General features: G+C 56.9%; 15 protein-coding genes and 1 pseudogene. 7 read left to right on the top strand and 9 right to left on the bottom strand.

The window, feature by feature from the left end; translation table 11 throughout:
• Positions 1-158: 158 nt before the first annotated feature.
• Complete coding sequence (locus LBW87_RS12795; RefSeq protein WP_225201857.1) at positions 159-2,153, top strand: methyl-accepting chemotaxis protein; 1,995 nt, start codon at positions 159-161, stop codon at positions 2,151-2,153.
• A 42-nt stretch (positions 2,154-2,195) separates the two neighbouring features.
• On the opposite strand, the gene LBW87_RS12800 is transcribed toward LBW87_RS12795, so the two are convergent.
• Entirely contained in the window at positions 2,196-2,735 is a 540-nt protein-coding gene (locus LBW87_RS12800; RefSeq protein WP_225201858.1) for a hypothetical protein, read from the bottom strand.
• Positions 2,736-3,015: 280 nt separating this feature from the next.
• Here LBW87_RS12800 and LBW87_RS12805 point away from each other — a divergent pair, with 280 nt between their 5' ends.
• Complete coding sequence (locus LBW87_RS12805; RefSeq protein ID WP_225201859.1) at positions 3,016-4,251, top strand: HD-GYP domain-containing protein; 1,236 nt, start codon at positions 3,016-3,018, stop codon at positions 4,249-4,251.
• Positions 4,252-4,254: 3 nt separating this feature from the next.
• Here LBW87_RS12805 and LBW87_RS12810 read toward each other — a convergent pair whose 3' ends face one another.
• Complete coding sequence (locus tag LBW87_RS12810; RefSeq protein ID WP_225201860.1) at positions 4,255-5,151, bottom strand: LysR family transcriptional regulator; 897 nt, start codon at positions 5,149-5,151, stop codon at positions 4,255-4,257.
• 75 nt (positions 5,152-5,226) lie between these two features.
• Here LBW87_RS12810 and LBW87_RS24055 point away from each other — a divergent pair.
• The 4 genes and pseudogenes from LBW87_RS24055 to LBW87_RS12830 form a co-directional block, all read left to right on the top strand.
• Positions 5,227-5,286 (top strand): annotated as a pseudogene (locus tag LBW87_RS24055) (hypothetical protein); the annotation flags it as partial.
• Between the two features lie 241 nt (positions 5,287-5,527).
• A complete protein-coding gene (locus tag LBW87_RS12820; protein WP_225201861.1) occupies positions 5,528-5,686 on the top strand; it encodes a hypothetical protein in 159 nt (52 codons plus the stop codon).
• A gap of 56 nt (positions 5,687-5,742) precedes the next feature.
• Positions 5,743-5,907, top strand: coding sequence for a hypothetical protein (locus LBW87_RS12825; RefSeq protein ID WP_225201862.1), 165 nt, complete (start codon positions 5,743-5,745; stop codon positions 5,905-5,907).
• A gap of 476 nt (positions 5,908-6,383) precedes the next feature.
• Positions 6,384-6,572 carry a hypothetical protein gene (locus LBW87_RS12830; protein WP_225201863.1) on the top strand — a complete coding sequence of 63 codons (189 nt, stop codon included), beginning with the start codon at positions 6,384-6,386 and terminating at the stop codon, positions 6,570-6,572.
• Positions 6,573-7,427: 855 nt separating this feature from the next.
• Here the strand turns inward: LBW87_RS12830 and LBW87_RS23990 are convergent.
• From LBW87_RS23990 to LBW87_RS12870, 7 genes are all read right to left on the bottom strand, one after another.
• Entirely contained in the window at positions 7,428-9,272 is a 1,845-nt protein-coding gene (locus LBW87_RS23990) for a methyl-accepting chemotaxis protein (protein WP_320442727.1), read from the bottom strand.
• A 145-nt stretch (positions 9,273-9,417) separates the two neighbouring features.
• A complete protein-coding gene (locus LBW87_RS12845) occupies positions 9,418-10,620 on the bottom strand; it encodes a pyridoxal phosphate-dependent aminotransferase (protein ID WP_225201864.1) in 1,203 nt (400 codons plus the stop codon).
• A 42-nt stretch (positions 10,621-10,662) separates the two neighbouring features.
• Positions 10,663-11,331, bottom strand: coding sequence for a transporter substrate-binding domain-containing protein (locus LBW87_RS12850; RefSeq protein WP_225201865.1), 669 nt, complete (start codon positions 11,329-11,331; stop codon positions 10,663-10,665).
• Between the two features lie 191 nt (positions 11,332-11,522).
• Positions 11,523-12,980 carry an NAD-dependent succinate-semialdehyde dehydrogenase gene (locus LBW87_RS12855; protein WP_225201866.1) on the bottom strand — a complete coding sequence of 486 codons (1,458 nt, stop codon included), beginning with the start codon at positions 12,978-12,980 and terminating at the stop codon, positions 11,523-11,525.
• Between the two features lie 29 nt (positions 12,981-13,009).
• Positions 13,010-14,218: an iron-containing alcohol dehydrogenase gene (locus LBW87_RS12860; protein WP_225201867.1), complete on the bottom strand. Its 1,209-nt coding sequence runs from the start codon at positions 14,216-14,218 to the stop codon at positions 13,010-13,012.
• Between the two features lie 17 nt (positions 14,219-14,235).
• Positions 14,236-15,282 carry an Ldh family oxidoreductase gene (locus tag LBW87_RS12865; protein ID WP_225201868.1) on the bottom strand — a complete coding sequence of 349 codons (1,047 nt, stop codon included), beginning with the start codon at positions 15,280-15,282 and terminating at the stop codon, positions 14,236-14,238.
• A gap of 117 nt (positions 15,283-15,399) precedes the next feature.
• The gene (locus LBW87_RS12870; protein WP_079217761.1) at positions 15,400-16,329 is read right to left on the bottom strand and encodes an amino acid ABC transporter substrate-binding protein; all 930 of its coding nucleotides are present in this window, start codon (positions 16,327-16,329) and stop codon (positions 15,400-15,402) included.
• A 254-nt stretch (positions 16,330-16,583) separates the two neighbouring features.
• Between LBW87_RS12870 and LBW87_RS12875 the strand changes: the two genes are divergently transcribed.
• A complete protein-coding gene (locus LBW87_RS12875; RefSeq protein ID WP_225201869.1) occupies positions 16,584-18,023 on the top strand; it encodes a PLP-dependent aminotransferase family protein in 1,440 nt (479 codons plus the stop codon).
• The last annotated feature ends 407 nt before the right edge of the window (positions 18,024-18,430 follow it).

An 18,430-nucleotide genomic window follows, 5' to 3' on the forward strand; every position in this document is an offset into this window, starting at 1 on the left:
AGCGGGTCGGCATCGTCTGATCAGCCAGTCTTTCAGTATCGCCCAGCGCATGATTGCCCGGGGGGGCGTCGTGAGCATTTTGGCATTGCATATTTTTCCGTCAGGGGCCGTACGAAAGACCATGATCGCCAATGGTCTTTTAGGGGAAGGAAAGCACCATGCTGTCATCATTGCGTACGCGCATCATCATCATTTGTGTCTTGATCCTGGCAGTGGCCATGATTGCACTCTGCTCCGCCAATATCTACACCGTGCGGCGCGACACCCTCGCTTCTCTGAGCCACCAGACGCAGCAACTGACTCAGACCCACGGCGACAACCTTGCAGAATGGGTGCGCAGCAAACGCGCCGCCACCGGCGCGATCAAGCAGGCATTGAAACAAACCGACCCGCTGCCGATCCTGGCCACGGCCCTGGAAGGCGGCGAATTCGACGACGCCTACATCAGCTATCCGGACAAGCGCATCGTGGCCTTGCACCCGATGCCCGATGGCTACGATCCAACCTCTCGCCCCTGGTATCAGGAGGCAGTGAAGTCAGGCAAGTCCGTTGTGACGATGCCCTATGTCGATGCCATCAGCGGCAAACTGGTGGTCAGCTTTGCCGATCCGATAGGCGGCGCCAACCCGCAGGCCGTGATTCGCGCCGACATCAGACTCGACAGCGTGGTGCGCAATGTGGCCAGCATCAAGCCGACGCCGGGAAGCTTCGGTTTTCTGATCAACAAGGATGGCGTAATCGTGACCCATCCCAACAAGGACCTCACGCTCAAACCGTTATCGGCCCTCGATCCCAACCTCAATGCGCAGTCGCTCATCGCGGCGCACCTCGGCACGCAGGCCAAGATAGCGGGCACCGCCTACCTGCTGTTCTCGCACCAGATCAAGGACACCGACTGGTCGCTGATAGTGGCACTCAACGAAACCGAAGCCATGCAGGGCATCCGCTCGCTGATGATCACGTCTGCCACCGCTGCCGCGCTGTCGATCATGCTGGCGGCACTGATCCTGACCGGCGCCATCAACCGCATGCTGCGCCGCCTGAGCATAGTGCGCGACGTGCTGGAGGATATTGCATCGGGCCAGGGCGACCTCACGCGCCGCCTCGAAGCACAGGGCCGGGACGAACTGGCGCAGATCGCCGGCGCCTTCAATCGCTTTGCGGACAAGATTTCACACACCTTGCTGGATATCCGCCGCGCCAGCGAATCGGTGCGCACATCCTCGGGCGAGATCGCTTCGGGCAACCTGAACCTGTCCAACCGCACCGAGCAGCAGGCCGGGTCGCTGGAAGAAACCGCATCGGCCATGGAAGAACTGACGTCCACCGTCAAGCAGAATGCCGACAATGCCCGCCAGGCCAGCCAGTTGGCGGTGTCCGCCTCCGAAGTCGCGGTGCAGGGCGGCCAGGTGGTGGGCCAGGTGGTAGAGACGATGAACTCCATCAACGAGTCCTCGCGCAAAATCGTCGACATCATCAGCGTGATCGATGGCATTGCTTTCCAGACCAATATCCTGGCGTTGAATGCAGCGGTGGAAGCCGCGCGCGCCGGCGAGCAGGGGCGCGGCTTTGCGGTGGTGGCGTCGGAAGTGCGCAGCCTGGCGCAACGTAGCGCGGCAGCGGCCAAGCAGATCAAGGACCTGATCGACGACTCGGTGCACAAGGTCGAAGCCGGTAGCCAGTTGGTGGGGCAAGCGGGCACCACCATGAGCGAGGTGGTCGCCAGCGTGCGGCGCGTCACCGACGTCGTGGCCGAAATCAGCTCCGCCAACCAGGAACAAAGCGCCGGCATCAATGAAATCGGCCGCGCGGTCACGCAAATGGATGAAGCGACCCAGCAAAACGCGGCCCTGGTCGAGCAAGCCGCGGCTGCCGCCACGTCACTGCAGGAACAGGCCTCGCAACTGGCCGAGACCGTCGCAGGCTTCAAGCTGGACGAACGCCAGCAGCGTGAGCCTGCGGCCAAACCGGCACCGCCGGCCGCAGGGCGCAAGGCACCGGCGACCGACATCACACCGCGTGCGCCGGCATTAAAGGCAACGCCGGCGGCGGCACAGGCAGCCCCGAGGCCCGCTGCAGGCAAGGCGGCGCCCGCCAAAACCGCAACCGCCAAACCGGTGACACAGGATGGTGACGCGTGGGAGGAGTTCTAAGTGCTCGGATCAGGGGCCGGCTGACCAGCATGGCCCCTGGCTCTACAGAGCGACGTGCCGCGTCATGGTGTACGTCGGCTCGGAGGGAATAGCGCCTGCAGAGAAAAGAAAGAAGCCGATCGGCGGCAAGACGACGTTGTCGCTGCCGGCGCTTTTTCTGACGACGGCATCATGCAGGGCATGCGCCGAAAACGGCGGGAACTTGCCCTCGGTCATGACCACCACGCCGTCGTAGTTATCGCCTGGGTCGGACAGGCGCTCAGCCAGCACGCCCAGCATATCGAGGTCTCGCGCAAATCGCGGGTCCCCGTGCACATCTTCAGGCGCCAGGAACTCCGACGGATCGTAAGGGGTGACATGGCGGGCATGATGATTGACGCAGATCAGCGACGCCTCGGCCTTCATGTTATTGAGAATAGTCGGCACCATCGACCGCAGAACCGCCAGATCGGATTTTGTGACGCATCCCGAGGCGTCAAAAAGTAACAATACGTGTGGTGCGCCGCCTGATTTTTCCGCAGCGCTTGAGTTGACCGTGTTCTGGATAAAATGATGAATACTTGATTTAGTGGCTTCAGTCATAGGCCCCCCGGCTTTATTTGTTCAGGCCAACAGGCGCTGCCCCCAGCACTTCCTGCTCGCCCCGCTTGTTCCCCCGATTGATTCTGCTGGACAATATTTACTAAATCCTGTGAGGATTGCGTCTAGTCAGACATCGCTCGGTCATTTGCGTTTGTTAATCTCCCCAATAACTTAGTGAATATTGTCAAAAAGACCAATCAGGATTTTCCTGCTAATCAATTGCCAAGGTATGCAGTACAGTAGCGGGGGGAAATTTCTACCGGAACATCAGCACCATAAAATGAATCAACTAAAAAGAATAAGCGTCAGCGACCTCGCCACCGGCATGTATTTCTGTGGCTTCGACGGTCCATGGATCGATACGCCTTTCTGGCGCAACAAATTCCTGATCAAGAGAGCCACCGACGTGATCGAGGCCAAGGCGGCGGGCTACGAATATTGCTGGATAGATACTTCCCAGGGACAGGATGTCGGCGCCCCGGCGCCGGTTGAAGAGTCCGATATCGAAGAAGAGGCGCCTTCGGCCCCGACGCCGGACGACGAATTCCAGTCCGAACTGCGCGAAGCCATGCGCATCTACGAAGAAGCCAAGAAGAGCACCCAGGTGATGTTCAAGCAGGCGCGCCTGGGAAAAGCGCTTGATGTTGCCCGATGCCAGCATCTGGTCGACGAGATCACCGCATCGCTGGCGCGCAATTCGAATGCATTTCTGAGTGTTGTCAGGCTCAAGCGCGCCGACGAATACACCTACCTGCACTCCATTGCAGTATGCACGATGATGGTGGCCTTGGGGCGGACTCTTGGCATGGACGATATCGCCTGCAAGGAAGCCGGACTTGCCGGTTACCTGCACGACGTGGGCAAGGCGTTCATCCCGCTCGACATCCTCAACAAGCCCGACAAACTGACCGACCAGGAATATCGCATCATCCAGCGCCATCCGAGCCTGGGCTACGAATACCTCAGAAGTTCGTCCAGCGTGCCCGACTACGCCGCCGATGTCTGCCTGCACCATCACGAGAAGGTCGATGGCAACGGCTATCCTAACAAGCAGCGGGGCAATCAGATCTCGATCTATTCGCGCATGGCCGCGATCTGCGACGTGTATGACGCTGTGACTTCTGACCGTCCCTACAAGGCAGGCTGGGACCCGGCCGAATCGGTCGCCAAGATGGCCACCTGGGCCGGCCACTTCGATCGCTCGATCTACCTGGCCTTTGTAAAGACCCTCGGCATCTATCCGATCGGCTCGATCGTGAAACTGAATTCGGGCCGCACCGCGCTGGTGATCCGCCAGAACCACCAGAACCTGACCAAGCCCGTGGTCAAAGCATTCACGACCACGCTATCGATTGAAGTCATCGAGAGCGAGATCATCGATCTGTCGGACGCCTCCCAGGAAGACTTCATCATGGAGCGTAGCGGCCAGGACTGGCTCAAGCCTCAGGGCCTGATCGAAGAACACCTCAGCGGGCTCGATGGATCGTCCGACAACGCGGCGCGACCACCGGCATGAAGCTCATGCCCCGCTAGCTGCCGGCTGCCGCGCCTGCTCGATGAAGGCACGCAGGTAATCGATACCGACATCGCTCTCGCGCGCCCCCAGAAAGATCTGCTTGGCGATGCCATGCTTGCCGATGCGCACCGGCACGATGTCGATCATGCTGGCGTATTCCTGCACCAGCCACAACGGCAACGCCGCCACGCCGCGACCGCTGGCGACCATCTGCAGCATGATGTCGGTGGTCTCGATGGCCTTGTGCCGCTTGGGCGTGACACCCGCCGGCATCAGGAACATGTTGTAGATATCCAGGCGATCGATCGAGACCGGATAAGTCACCAGCACTTCATCGGCCAGCTGACGCGGCTTGACGTATTGCTCGCCGGCCAGCCTGTGACCGGCATTGACCACCAACACCTGCTCGTAGTCGAACACCGGCTCGAACACCAGACCCGGTTTATACAGGGGGTCGGGCGTGACCAGCAGATCGATCTCGTAACCGAACAAGGCGCCGATACCGCCAAACTGGAATTTCTGCTTTACATCCACGTCCACATCCGGCCAGGCCGCCAGGTAAGGCGAGACCACCTTCAACAACCACTGGTAGCAGGGATGGCATTCCATGCCGATACGCAGCGCGCCACGCTCGCCCTGCGCAAACTGGCGCAGCCGGTCTTCGGCCAGCGTCAACTGCGGCAGCACCCGGTTGGCCACCGCCAGCAAATACTGGCCGGCCTGCGTGAGCCGCAAACCCCGGCCTTCACGCTGCCAGATGTCCGTGCCCAATTGCGCCTCTAACTTTTTCATGCTGTGGCTCAGGGCCGACTGCGTCACGTGCAACACGCCTGCCGCAGCAGTGAGCGAGCCCTGGCGCTCGACCTCTTGCACGATGGATAAATGAATTCGGTCAAGCATGTTGAATGAGTAAAATTCATAATATGTTTAGATAAAACAATTTTACTTCATGGACTGCGATCTTTACGATCACTGCTCGACGTGCTGGTGCATGGTGAAGCCGAGCGCAACGACATGGTGGAATACTTCGGCGAGTAACTGCGGACAGACAAGAAACGAAGAATTTCTCTGTAATAGTGCCCAAACAGTTGGATCGCCATGATCCTCGGGGGCTCTCCCTCCTTATTGTGCGTCAGCGCTATCGCTCTGTTTCAACTGAAATAATAGGATGCGCAACTGACATCTGACGGTAACCGGGGCGGCACAAGATACACCCAAGCCGAAACGAAACGACGGCACGGACCAACCCGAACCGATACCTCAAGGAGAGAACATCATGCGCATCATCAACACCATCGCCGCCGCCTTCATCCTCACCCTCGTCACCACTGCCGCCCGCGCCGACAGCATCTTCACCGGCGCCATGGACTACGAATCGCCGATCGCCATGCTCCTGCATGTGGGTGCCCGGATCGTGGGCAAGATGTTTTCCTGAAGTAGCTTCTTTGTCCAACCTCACTTGATCAGATATCGCTATCCAGGGAAGCCATCATGCGCAAATTCATCGTCATCGCCGCAATGCTCGCGTACAGCGCAAGTGCAAATGCCTACGTGCTGGACAAGATCGATACCTGGTTTCTGATGTCGGAACCTGGCAAGGCGCTGGTGTCGATGGTCAAATCGATGGGGATTCCGGTGCGGGAAGTGTTCCGTTGAGCCGGAAACCCACGGTGGAAATAAAGGCTATCGGGCGCGATCACAGATCGTTACCAAAAAGAAACTATCGTTTTCTTATTTGCCTTCTGTCAGAAATCTTTTAAGTCTGAACTCACTTTCCGCCTCCCATCTGAGTTCTTGCATTCTCCATTCATCTATCTCTGAACTCAATATTCACTTAACTCTGAACTTCCCTGTCATTGTTCATTTAACTCTGAATTTCCCTGTTCGCAAATTTTCCCCAAGGGAAACTGCCGCCAAGTAGCCTCCTGGACCACCTGCTACGCTTGCTGATTAACTGAATCTCGAGGTCTGAAATCGGCCATTTGCTGCCGGTCGCGAGGGTCAGCTTTCAGGTGGTTCGCCGAGTTCTTGCCGTTGCGAATTATGATTTATGTAATCACACATGAAACGAGAGACCAATGGAGCATGACACGGACTGGAGGAGCTTGGCGGGAAATGGAGCTTGTGTTCCGATGCCTAAGACCACGACGGAGATCAGCGATCGTTTTGTCGGGATCTATGTGGGCGCACCGGATTTCGAAGCATTGCAAAAGGCTGCCAAATACCCCCTGACGCTAGACATGATGTTCGGCGTCTTACGCGCGGCGGTGGCGGGGTCGAATCGCGATGCAAAGGCGCAGACGCGAGGATGGCCTACTTGAAGTCGCTAGATGAACTTACACGCGCCTACCACTACTATCGGGTAGGCGAAATCAGGCTCGGCCAACTACGAATTCAGCTTGCGCATCATCTCTTTCGCTGGGGTGCACTTCCTCGATCTCGACAGATGGCGGATAGGTACATCGAGATGCTGCAGCAGACGCTCGCCGAAGGCGAATCGTAAATCGCCCATTGAGAGATATTATGGCCTGCACCACTTGCAGCATCAGGAAACCTGAATGACATAAATAGGTCGAACTGGACCTGTCGCGACCGGCTCAAAACGGCCAGTAGCGGCCCTACAGATATAAATGAAATGTGCAGGAATTCGGCGCTGGCGTCGTCGGCGAAGTGTCTGAAGCAAGGTCGTCTGGCTCGACGCGATCGAGTCGAGTCACCTTTGCCGACCAGAAATTTGTTTTCAGCAATGCAAGATCCAAAAACGGAGGCCGGAAATGGAGAAAGCCCGCCAGAGGCGGGCTTTCGCTTACGTTTTGCCTGAAACTCGACAGCCGACTAGAACCGTTTTCGGGGATGAGGACTGCCAGGCGATTGAGGTAAATCTTATCACACCGCGTTTAGGACTGTTATCGGCCAGAAACAGACATTCACAAAAGCAGAAATTTCTGGTTGCCCCACGTTAATTTTTCGGTGGTATGAAAGATTCGGGGCGTAGGCTCGCGAAACTTTCGAAGAATAGTTTTTCTCATTGAGAAAAAAATGGCGAGGCTCCACAGCCTCGCCAAAACACTACCAGAGGACAACTTCTATGGACTTAACTGGTCGCCACTCGCCTGTCTTGCTGTTGCCGCCTCGGGGGGCGAACGCTGACATCCGTAAAAAACAGCACTCAGCCATCAATCTAGTGTGAAGACGTTAACAAGCTCAGATAGCTTGAGTGCTTGCCCTTGAAGGGAATGCGCCGCGGCGGATACTTCTTCCACCAGAGCGGCATTCCTCTGCGTCACCTCGTCCATCTGCAAGATTGCGGCATTGATTTCACCAACACCGCGATCCTGCTCGGCGCTTGCCGCACTGATTTCGGCCATCACTGAACTGACTCTTTGAACGCTGGCAACAACCTCTTGGATCGTTGTTCCCGCTTGGGTCGCCAGCAAGCTGCCTTCCGAAACCTGCCGCGTAGAGTCACCGATCAAGCCAGCAATCTCTTTTGCCGCGAGTGCAGACCGCTGCGCCAAGACTCGCACTTCGCTCGCCACCACCGCGAATCCCCGTCCCTGCTCGCCGGCACGGGCCGCCTCAACCGCCGCATTGAGTGCAAGGATATTGGTCTGAAATGCAATGCCGTCAATCACCGCAATGATCTCGACGACCCTTTTGGACGAGGCATCTATGCCAATCATGGTATCGACCATGCGGCTTACCATGTCGCCTCCCTGAGCAGCTACGCTGGAAGCCCCCGCGGCCAACGTGTTCGCCTGATGGGCGTTATCGGAATTCTGTTGCACTCCAGAGGTAAGCTCCTCCATCGCGGACGCGGTCTCCTCCAGAGCGCCAGCCTGGGATTCTGTTCTTGCCGATAAATCTGCATTGCCATGTGCGATTTCACTGGACGCGATCTTAATGATTTCACTCGACGTCCTAATTTCCCGCAAAAGATTCGATATCTTTTGGACAAACTGATTGAAGGCCCGCGCAATTTGCGCGAGCTCATCAATCCCGCTTGCGTCGATTCTCTGCGTCAAATCACCTTCGCCGCTGGCAATGTCATTCAGCGCATCGCGCACGAGTCCCAGGCGCACCAAAGCCTTTGCGATCAGTGCGCCCAGCAAGGCAGAAGCAGCGCAGGCAATCAGTGCGGCGATCAGCACCGACGAAATCAACACCTCCTTCAATGGCCGCATTACATCAGCACGATCCAGGGCAATCAGCAATTTCCAGTCAGTACCAGGTACGCTAACTGCCTGAAGCATCACGGCCTTCCCGTCCAACTCCACATATTTGCTTCGTTGAGAACGTTCTAACTCAGACAAAAATCCGGAATTCAATCCTGGATCAATGTCCGATACCGGCTTTAGTGCAAGTGCAGAATCGGGATGGGCAATGATCTTGCCGGCACTATCGACCAAGAATGCAAAACTATTCGGCGTAGCTTTGATACCGACCACGATCTGAACGACTGTATCAAGGAGCACGTCGGCGGAGGCGACCGCGATGACCTTGTTCTCTGATCGTACGGCCTCAGCAAATGTCACCAATAATTTTCCGGTGCTGGCACTGACGTAGGGGGAGGTGACGACTGGGATTGAAGCCTCCGATGCCTTTATAAACCAAGGCCTCTTTGTTGGATCGTAGTCCGGCGCTCTGCTCCGCGACTGCGAAAACGAAGCACGCTTGTCCTGATAGCCGATGTAGGCGTCATCGAATCCACCGGCCTGTCGAGCCGCCTTGAGTGCCGGAACGGCATCTTCCTCTCCAGTGGACTGCACGATGGAAGACACAACCAACTTTTTAGATTGAATCCAGGCAGCGATGGTCGCCGCGTGGCTATCGGCCAGCTGGCGCGTCTGCACTTCCAGACGTTCAAGCAACTGTGATCGTGTTGTGACGTAGTTCGCGCCAACCATACTCAACATTCCGGTCAGCACGGTGGCTACGCAGACCGCGATCAAGCGGGCACGCAGTGTAGACAGCAACATCACTTCCTCATCTATGGATTGATTTTGGCCGGATGGCGCCATGTGCAGTGATGCAGCGCCAGCCAATGCGGCGCCGCTACAGAACCGCATGTGCGGGGCTGATCAGACATCAGTCTGATTCTTGATATATTCAAGCAATCGCCAAGAAGGCCGCACCGCATAGATGCGGCCCTCGAGATGGCTCGGATCAGCGCATAGCCTTGGCAAATGCATCGAACCTGTCCATTGCTTTTTCAAGAAGCGCCATTTCGAGGGAAATGGAGATGCGGAAGAAGGGGCTTAGACCGAATACTTCGCCTGGCACAGCCGCCATCTCACTTTCATCAAGAAGGGCCTCGGCAATGGCGACATCCGTGCTCAACTTCCGTCCCGCCCCGCTAGTACGGCCGATCCAGTCACGGCAGTTGATGTAAACGTAGAAGGTTCCGGCTGGCTTGATGGCCGAAAGTCCCGGCACCTTGTTCAGGCGCTCCACCACGAAATTGCGGCGCGCCTCGAACACTTCGCGATTTGCGGACAGGAAGGATTGGTCACCTTCGAGAGCCGCAATAGCCGCAGCTTGAGCAATGCTGCTCGGGCTGCCGGTCAATTGGCTGAGTAGATCACCGATGGCCTTCATCACTTTCTTGGGGCCGGCAGCGAATCCCAGACGCCAGCCCGTCATGACGTAGCCCTTGGAGAAGCCGTTGATCGTGATAATGCGGTCAGAGAATTCCGGGATGATTTGCGCGAACGTTGCCGTTTTCTCTCCATCGTAGGCAAGATGTTCATAAAGTTCGTCAGTCACAATCCAGACATCGGGATATTTCTTCAGCACCTCCGCCAGCGCACGAATCTCATCTTCGGTATAAATGGCCCCCGATGGATTGCTAGGCGAATTGAAGATAATTGCGCGAGTCTTCGCGTTGAGAACGCTCGCCAATGATTGCGGCGTGATCTTGAACCCGGTCGATTCCTCACCCACCACGAACACTGGCTTTCCGCCGGCCAGTTCTACATGATCCGGATAGGTGACCCAATACGGCGCGGGGATAACGACTTCGTCTCCGGGATTAACGACACTAAGCATGGCCGCATAGATGATCACCTTGGCGCCGCTACCGACCACAATCTGGTCAGCGGCGTAGCTCGCGCCATTTTCGCGCGCGAGTTTAGCGATGATTGCTTTCTTCAGGGGCGCGAAGCCGTCCGCTGCGGTGTATTTCGTGAAATCGGTGCGAATCGCCTCAATACCCGCATCCTTGATGTGTTGCGGCGTGTGGAAGTCCGGCTCACCCAGGCTCAGGGGAATGACATCGCGGCCCGCGCGCTTCATTTCAGCGGCAAGTGCGCTCATTGCCATGGTCGGCGACGGTTTGATTTCGGTGGCGCGTTTTGCAAGTATTGGCATGATTTGACCTGTTTCGTGTGCGATAGGGTTATTGCATTGATCTCAGTTGGTGCTTTCAGCCGGGGCGACCTTGTCGTTGACCAGGCCGGCGTCATCAAACAGTTTTCGGACGAGCCCGGACGCCTTGGCGTCTTCAAGAAATGCAGAAACATAGGACAGCGCCAGCGGCCGCTTCTTGGGCACGGCGATCGCAATCCCCGCGCTGTGAAGATGGCCGTCCAGAATGCGCGAACCAGGAATCCCTGCCTGGTATAAAGCCAATACATCGCGCGACAAGGAGACCGCATCGACCCGACCGTCGCGCAGCATCTCCATGGCTTCACCGACTGTCTCGGACGAGACGATCGTTGCAGAAGGCAAGGCGCGCGCGGTGCCACGAATGGTGGTGGTGTTCGCAATGCCTGCCACCTTGGCGCTTGGCTTGTCGAGATCAGCAATGGCGTTGATTCCAGAATCTCCGCGCACCAGGCCTGTCGCCTGGAGGACGAAATAGCTCGGCCCGAAATCGACCCGTCGGCGACGTTCCTCGTCGACCGGCATGAAAGCGACATCAATGACCCCACTTTCAAGTGCGTCGGTCAGTTGTCCGGAATTGGGGGCGACGTAGAAATCGATTGGAACACGCAGTTGCGTTGCAAGTGCTTTCCCCAACTCGGCTGTCACACCGCGGGGCTGGCCGTCACCGTCCTTGACGACGAAGAAGTTCGACATCTCCGGCGCAAACGCGACTCCGAATTTGATCACGCCACTGGGCGCAAGCTGACTCCTGGTCGCTTGCCCCTCAGTAGGGGTAGATGGTGGTTGGGTAAATTGAGGATGGGTCATGGCAGTGTGCGATATGGGCGATAAATCAAGCGGGGCAAGGTGCCCTCACTTCTAAACATGTTTGAGCCTGGTCAGCTTTACCAATTGGTCGAAATATATTTCGCCTCGGTAAACTCCAGGAGCCCGTGGTGCGCTCCTTCTCGTCCCAGGCCGCTTTGCTTGACGCCGCCAAACGGGGCGGCCGGATCGGAAACGAGACCTCGATTCAAGGCAATCATCCCGCTCTCCACCATTTCTGATACGCGCAACCCGCGAGCAAGATCGCTCGTGTAGATGTAAGCGACCAGACCGTATTCGGTGGCATTGGCGAGCTCAACAGCTTGAGCTTCGGTATCGAACACGACGATAGGAGCCACAGGGCCGAAGATTTCTTCGCCCAGAAGATCGGCATCAGACGACACATCCGTCAGTACCGTAGGCTGGAAGAAATAACCTACGCGGCCAGGCGCCTTTCCGCCTGTCAGTACCTTCGCCCCTTTTGCCACGGCGTCATCTACCAAAGACGCTACTTTCTCGACAGCAGCTTTATTGACCAATGGACCGCACTGTGTGCCGGGCTTGATACCGTCATCAACCACCAAGGCGGCGATTCGCTCAGCAAGCCGACGACTGAACTCTGCAGCTGCCCCACGCTGGACGTAGAAGCGATTTGCCGCCGTGCAGGCCTCGCCGCCGTTACGCATCTTGGCGATCATTGCGCCTTCGATGGCCGCATCCATGTCAGCGTCATCAAACACGACAAACGGTGCATTGCCGCCCAGCTCCATCGAGCAGTTAATGACGGAATCCGCTGCCTTGCGCAGCAAGATCCTCCCGACTTCAGTGGAGCCGGTAAAGGACAATTTGCGGACACGCGGATCTTCCAGGATAGCGTTGGAGACCTTGCCGGCGGTTGATGTAGTCAGAACATTCACGACTCCTGCCGGAACCCCCGCCTCAGCCAGGAGTGCGGCGATCGCATAGGCAGTCAGCGGGGTTTCGGTCGCCGGCTTCAGAATGCAGGTGCATCCGGCAGCAAGCGCCGGGCCAATCTTTCGGGTTGCCATGGCTGCCGGGAAATTCCATGGCGTAATGAGCAACGAGATTCCAACCGGCTGATACTGTACAAGCGTACGCGCCATGCCCGAGGGGGCAATGCTGATCTCGCCATTGATGCGAACCGCCTCTTCTGCATACCAGCGGAAGAACTCTGCGGCGTAAGCGACTTCTCCTTTTGCATCGGTCAACGATTTTCCGTTTTCCAGCGAAATGAGCTTTGCCAGTTTTTCGGCATCCCGAATCATCAAGTCATAGCAACGGCGCAAGATATCGCTACGGACACGTGGCGCTGTCTTCGCCCAATCTTTTGCGGCCTTATCTGCAGCGTCTACCGCCTGAATTGCGTCTTCGACACTGGCGTCTGCCACGCTGGCCAAACGGCTCTCGGTCGCAGGATCGATAACGTCAATCCTCTTTCCGGTTGCCGACGCACGCCAGGCGCCGCCGATGAAAAGGTCAGTAGGGATTGACGCAATGTTGAGCTCAGTTGATGCCATGATTTCCTCTGATATGCCGCGGGTATGAGTTAGTGAGTGCCGTAGAAGGCGTTCTGAACAATTTCACGCACGCCCTCAACATCAAGCTTGCGGGGGTTGTTATTGATAAGTCGTGCTGACAGCATTGATTGTTCGGCAACCCAGTCCAACTTCTCCTCGGGCAGGTTCAAGCCCGCCAAGGTGCCAGGGATTCCGATACGGGCGCACAGATCACGAGTGCGCTCGATCGTTTCCAGAACGATTTGCTCTGAGGTGCCATGTGTGACACCGATTGCGTCCCCCATCGCCAGCAGTTCATGAAGGCATGCGGGCGCGTTATATGCCATGACATAGGGAAGAAGCGTCGCGACACCCAGGCCATGCGCAGTGTGCGTGAGCGCTCCCACCGGATACTGAATCGCGTGTGCCGCCGCCGTCCCCGCCACCCCAAAGGCCATCCCTGCCGAAACGGCCCCATACATCAGCATGCTGCGTGCGTTGACGTCCGAGCCGTCCTCGATTGCGCGAGGAAGATGTTTGAAAATCGCTCGAATCGCCACCAGCGCATGCTGGTCGCTGAACAGGTTCTTGCCGACGAACACTCGCTGCTGGGACAACTCCGGCGTGCGCGGGTGACTGATCGCGGTCAAGGCTTCGACGGCGTGTGTCAATGCGTCTGCGCCTGACAAGGCCGTCAAGCCTGGCGGGCAGGTTAGAGTGAGTTCTGCGTCGCAGACAGCGGTATGCGGGATCAGATAAGGACTGGACACCCCGACTTTCAGGTCGCGTGCGTGATCGGCCAGCACCGCTACAGGAGTGACTTCGGAGCCTGTGCCCGAGGTCGTAGGAACTGCGACCACAGGGATGACGGGACCGGGGACCTTGAACTCGCCGTAAAAACGATCCATCGGCCCGCCATGGGTGAGCAGCAAGCTGACCAATTTGGCCATGTCCATGCAGCTTCCCCCGCCGATACCAGCAATCACGTCGGGATTGAAGCCTTCACAGAACTTGACGCACTCCTCGATACTTGAAAGCGGCAATTCCGCTTGCGTCCCATCAAATACCAGGCAATCCAGCCCCTTCGACTTCAGATCCGCGAGAATTTCATCCATCTCAGTGGATGCCGCGAAGCGTTGATCGGTGCAGACAAGAACACGTGTTCCGATACGCCCAATAATCTGCCCAAGCGCGTGGCGCTGGCCGTTTCCGAAGATGATCGCATTGGGCGACCGCATTACTCCGAAGATTTCATCCATCTGTGTCACCCTGTTAGTCAATGTAGAAGCGAAGAGCCGAGCTCATTTCCTGCGGGATCAGCCAGATCTCGTATCCGCTGCCAGACCTCTGGAGCAATGAGAACTCCGTTTTTGAGGCTCGCATCCCTCTGGAGCAACGCACGATCTCCCGGCACCACCACCGGCCGCTCTGCAACAGCCGGTACAGATGTCCGAAGCATATTCAGGTAGTCCGTAACCGATTGCGTCATTGCATCCGACTCCGGCTCGATGACGATGAACACGTCGCCCTTGTTGCACAGCTTCGTTGAGTCAAGGGTGCCTGCCACATCGCGCCCCAAAGCAGATGCGGTGAGTGCCCCGACCAATATTTCGAAGGCAAGCCCCAGCGCATAACCTTTTGCACCACCGAACGGAGCGATCGCCCCGTCCTTGGCGGCAGCGGCATCGATGGTTGGATCGCCCTTGGCATCAAGGGCCCAACCAGGCTGGAGAGCCTGCCCTCTGTTGGCGTAGTCATGCACCTGGCCCATCGATATGAGGCTAGTTGCCATGTCGAGAACGAAAGGATCAGGGGTGGCAGGAACGCCAATGGCCACTGGATTGGTACCGATCATGGCCTGACGGCCACCCCAGGGATGCACCAGTGCCTCACTGGTGGTAAGTGCAATCAGCACTTGCCCGTCTCGGGCAACACGCTCCGCGTAGAGCGCCAGCATGCCCAGATGATTGTTGTTGCTGATCGCTGCAGCCGCCAGGCCGGCAGTCTTTGCGCGAACTGAAATCTTTTCCAGCGCGGCCCAGGCTACAACCGGCCCCAACCCTTGCTGCCCATCAACCTGCAACAACGCATCCCCACGCCAGCGCGACGTCCCTTCCGTCACAGGATTTGCTACGCCGTTGCGGATTCGTTCGATAACACGCGGCAGCCTCAACAGACCGTGTGATGCACGACCGCGAAGCTCAGCTTCCAGCAAGAGATCCATTTGCATCCTTGCTCCGGCATCAGGTACTCCGGCCTTGGTCAGGGCCGTAATTCCTACCTGCAAGGCCTGCTCGCTCTCGATTCTGATCTTTTCACTCATACTTCCAGCCTATTCTTTCCGACCTGCATTGCTCTTCTTTTGCGGGCAAGTTCTCGCCTTGGTGAGCCCGCCCGCATTACTTCGCTCCATGCTTATGCATAGAGCGATATGGTTTGCCTACTTTCCAGTCAGAGCGTATTCGGCTGCAATGGGTGAATCAGTCGGCTTGGCCACAACGGCTTTGAATTCAGCGCTCATCGGAATATTGAGATTCACGCCCTTGGGGGGAATTGGCGCTTGGAACCATTTCGCATAGATGCGATTGATTTCCCCGGAGCGGTACACGTTGGAAATCGCCGCGTCGACTACCTTTTTGAATGCGGGATCATTGAGCGGCTCGATGATCCCGAGCGGCTCGACAGAGAGTGCCTCCGAGCTCAGAACATAATCTCCCGGGCTCTTCGATGTCGCGGCCAGAGATGCCAGGATAATGTCGTCGTTGATGATGGCTTGCGCCCGATCTGTCTCGAACATCAGGAATGCTTCAGCGTGGTCACGCGCAGTGAGGATCGTGATCCCAAGCTTTCGCTCGCCATTGAGCGTCGCCAGTTGCTTGATGTTCGAGGTGCCGGAGGAAGCCACCACGACCTTGCCCTTCAAATCGTCGAGCTTGCGATAGCTCGATGATTTCTTTGCCATGATCCGGCTTGAAGTGACAAAAATGGTCGGAGCGAAAGTAACGGTCTTTTGTCGCTCCTCGTTGTTGGTCGCGGAATCGCAATTCAGGTCGATGGTGCCGTTGGCGATCAGCGGAATACGGGTAACTGCGGTGACCGGCAGCATCTTGATATCCAGCTTGGAAAGCCCAAGTTCTCGCTGCACCGCAGTGGCGGCCTTCAGACACAGGTCGACCGCATAACCGATATAAGTCTGGTTTTCAGTCAGGTAGGAGAAAGGAATCGAGGAATCGCGCACTCCTAAAGTGATTACGCCGGTTTCCTTGATCTTCTTCAGCCGTCCCGTCAGATCCTGTCCATGAGCGCTGCCAACAAGTACGCCGAGGAGAAGCGTTGCCAGTGCAAGTTTTCCGCGTTTGAGTTGTTTCATCAGAGTGCCTTATCCATTCCCGAGTTGAAAGGTGGTACCGCTCTTATTTGTCCAGCACAAGGTGTCCCCGCCTTACCCCATTGAGATTTCTCACGGCTTCAGAACGAACAAAGTAGAAGCGCAAGCCTTGGTTGAGAGAACCCTGGAGCTTTTATGCAGAAGGCGCCGCAACATCAGGCGCAGGCAAATGATAGCCAGCGCACCGGCGCTTGTATGATACAGTTACGCATAACTGTTCATAACTGTATCAATAGATGACTACTACAGATATCGCAGTCTCTCTCTCGAGAAATTCCAGCACTCCGCTTTCCCAGCAGCTCTCTTCCGAGATTGAGCAATTGATCGACCGCGGTGTTTTGCGAGGAGGCACCAAGCTCCCGTCTGTTCGGGTGCTGGCCGAGGCGCACAGCACCAGTACGCATACTGTGGTCGAGGCCTATTCACACCTGGTCGCCCGTGGCGTCGTGCTATCGCGGCGCGGATCAGGCTTCTTTGTCGCAGAGAGTCCGACTAAATCCTCGGTGTCCGAAGTCGCAAAATTGAGGGAGTCGCTTGACCCGAAGAAGTTGGGACAAGAATTAATGTCTGATGCGCCGACATCGTCGGTCCGCCTCGGAGGTGGGCCGGTCGGTTCCGATTGGGTCGACTATATCGAGCTGGAGTCTGCGGTTCGGAAAATCTCGCGCGGACTTCTTCCAAGGTTCGGAGCCCTGGGCACGACGCAAGGTTATGCCCCTCTCCGGGAAATGCTGGCAAGACAGCTTTCGCAACGCGGTATCAAGGCTGCCACGAGCAATTTGCTGCTGACCAATGGCGCGACACAAGCGATTGACTTGCTAATCCGACTCTTGGTCAAGCCCGGTCAAACCGTGCTCATAGATGATCCAGGCTACTTCCAGACTGTATGGGCGCTCAAGGTAAGAGGAGCGCATATTGTTGGCGTCCCCAGGAATCTGGACGGACCGGACGTTGCCGCGTTCGAGAAGATTTGCACAGAACTAAAGCCGAGCATCTTCTTTACGCAGAGTGCGCTACAGAACCCCACCGGCTCCATGCTGTCCTTATCGGTTGCGCACGACCTGTTGCGCGCAGCCGAGAAGCATGGCGTAACTATCGTAGAAGATGATGTCTCGGCAGATCTGGCGCCGGAGAATTCGCCAAGATTGGCCATGCTCGACCAGTTGAATCGAGTTATCTATTTGGGAAGCTTTTCAAAAACACTGACTCCCAGCCTCCGAGTCGGCTATTTGGCCACCAAGCGGACTGACTTCCTTGAGGAGCTCGTGACACTGAAATTAATCAGTTGCTACGCGAGTTGTGAGCCTAACGAGGCCATTGTTCATTCCTTGTTGGCCGATGGCCACTATGCGCGACACGTCAGGCGGCTTGATCGCCGCCTGCAGGAAAGAGCCTCCACAGCAATAGCGCGCCTTGAGCAAGATGGCTTCCGAATTGATCAACCGTATATCGGCGGCACATTCGTATGGATGAAGCAGGTAGACATTCCGGATGCCATGGCTCTGACCAACCAGGCATCGCGAATGGGGATGCTGTTAGCACCGGGTTGCGCATTCCGTCCGAATCTTGAACTCAGCCCCTACCTTCGCTTCTCACTTCCGCTTTGCACCGACTCAGCGCTAGACATGCTCTCAAAGGCGGTATCTGCGACCAAAAAAGAGTTACGCCGAGGTTAGAGCAGCATGCAGCTGCTCTCCTAAAGCCCCGAATCGACCGGTCTGTGCATACTCGATCTTTTTAGCTATAGCCCCGGCGCTTGCAATAAGCAATATCAGAAACCAACCAGTGACGCCCGCTATCGGCCAATAGCAGACTTCTGATGCATCGCGCTGTCCAGGTCGCCGCTGCACCGTTCAGTTCGTTTCGGTTTGAGTGTCCAATTCAAACCGAACTGGGTGTCCACTAGCCTCCGCAATATGCATGCCTTGTTGAATTGCATCCAAAACTGACCCACTTATGGAGTGAACCCCTCGGGCTGGACCAAGGCCTGGAGATGAAGTGATACGCTTGTCGAGCCTTCTCAGGAGGAGCGACATCATGGCATCACGAGGTCCCTATCGGCGGCACAGCCCGCAATTCAAGA

The sequence above is a fragment of the Herbaspirillum sp. alder98 genome, from assembly GCF_020179755.1.
GTDB lineage: Bacteria > Pseudomonadota > Gammaproteobacteria > Burkholderiales > Burkholderiaceae_D > Herbaspirillum.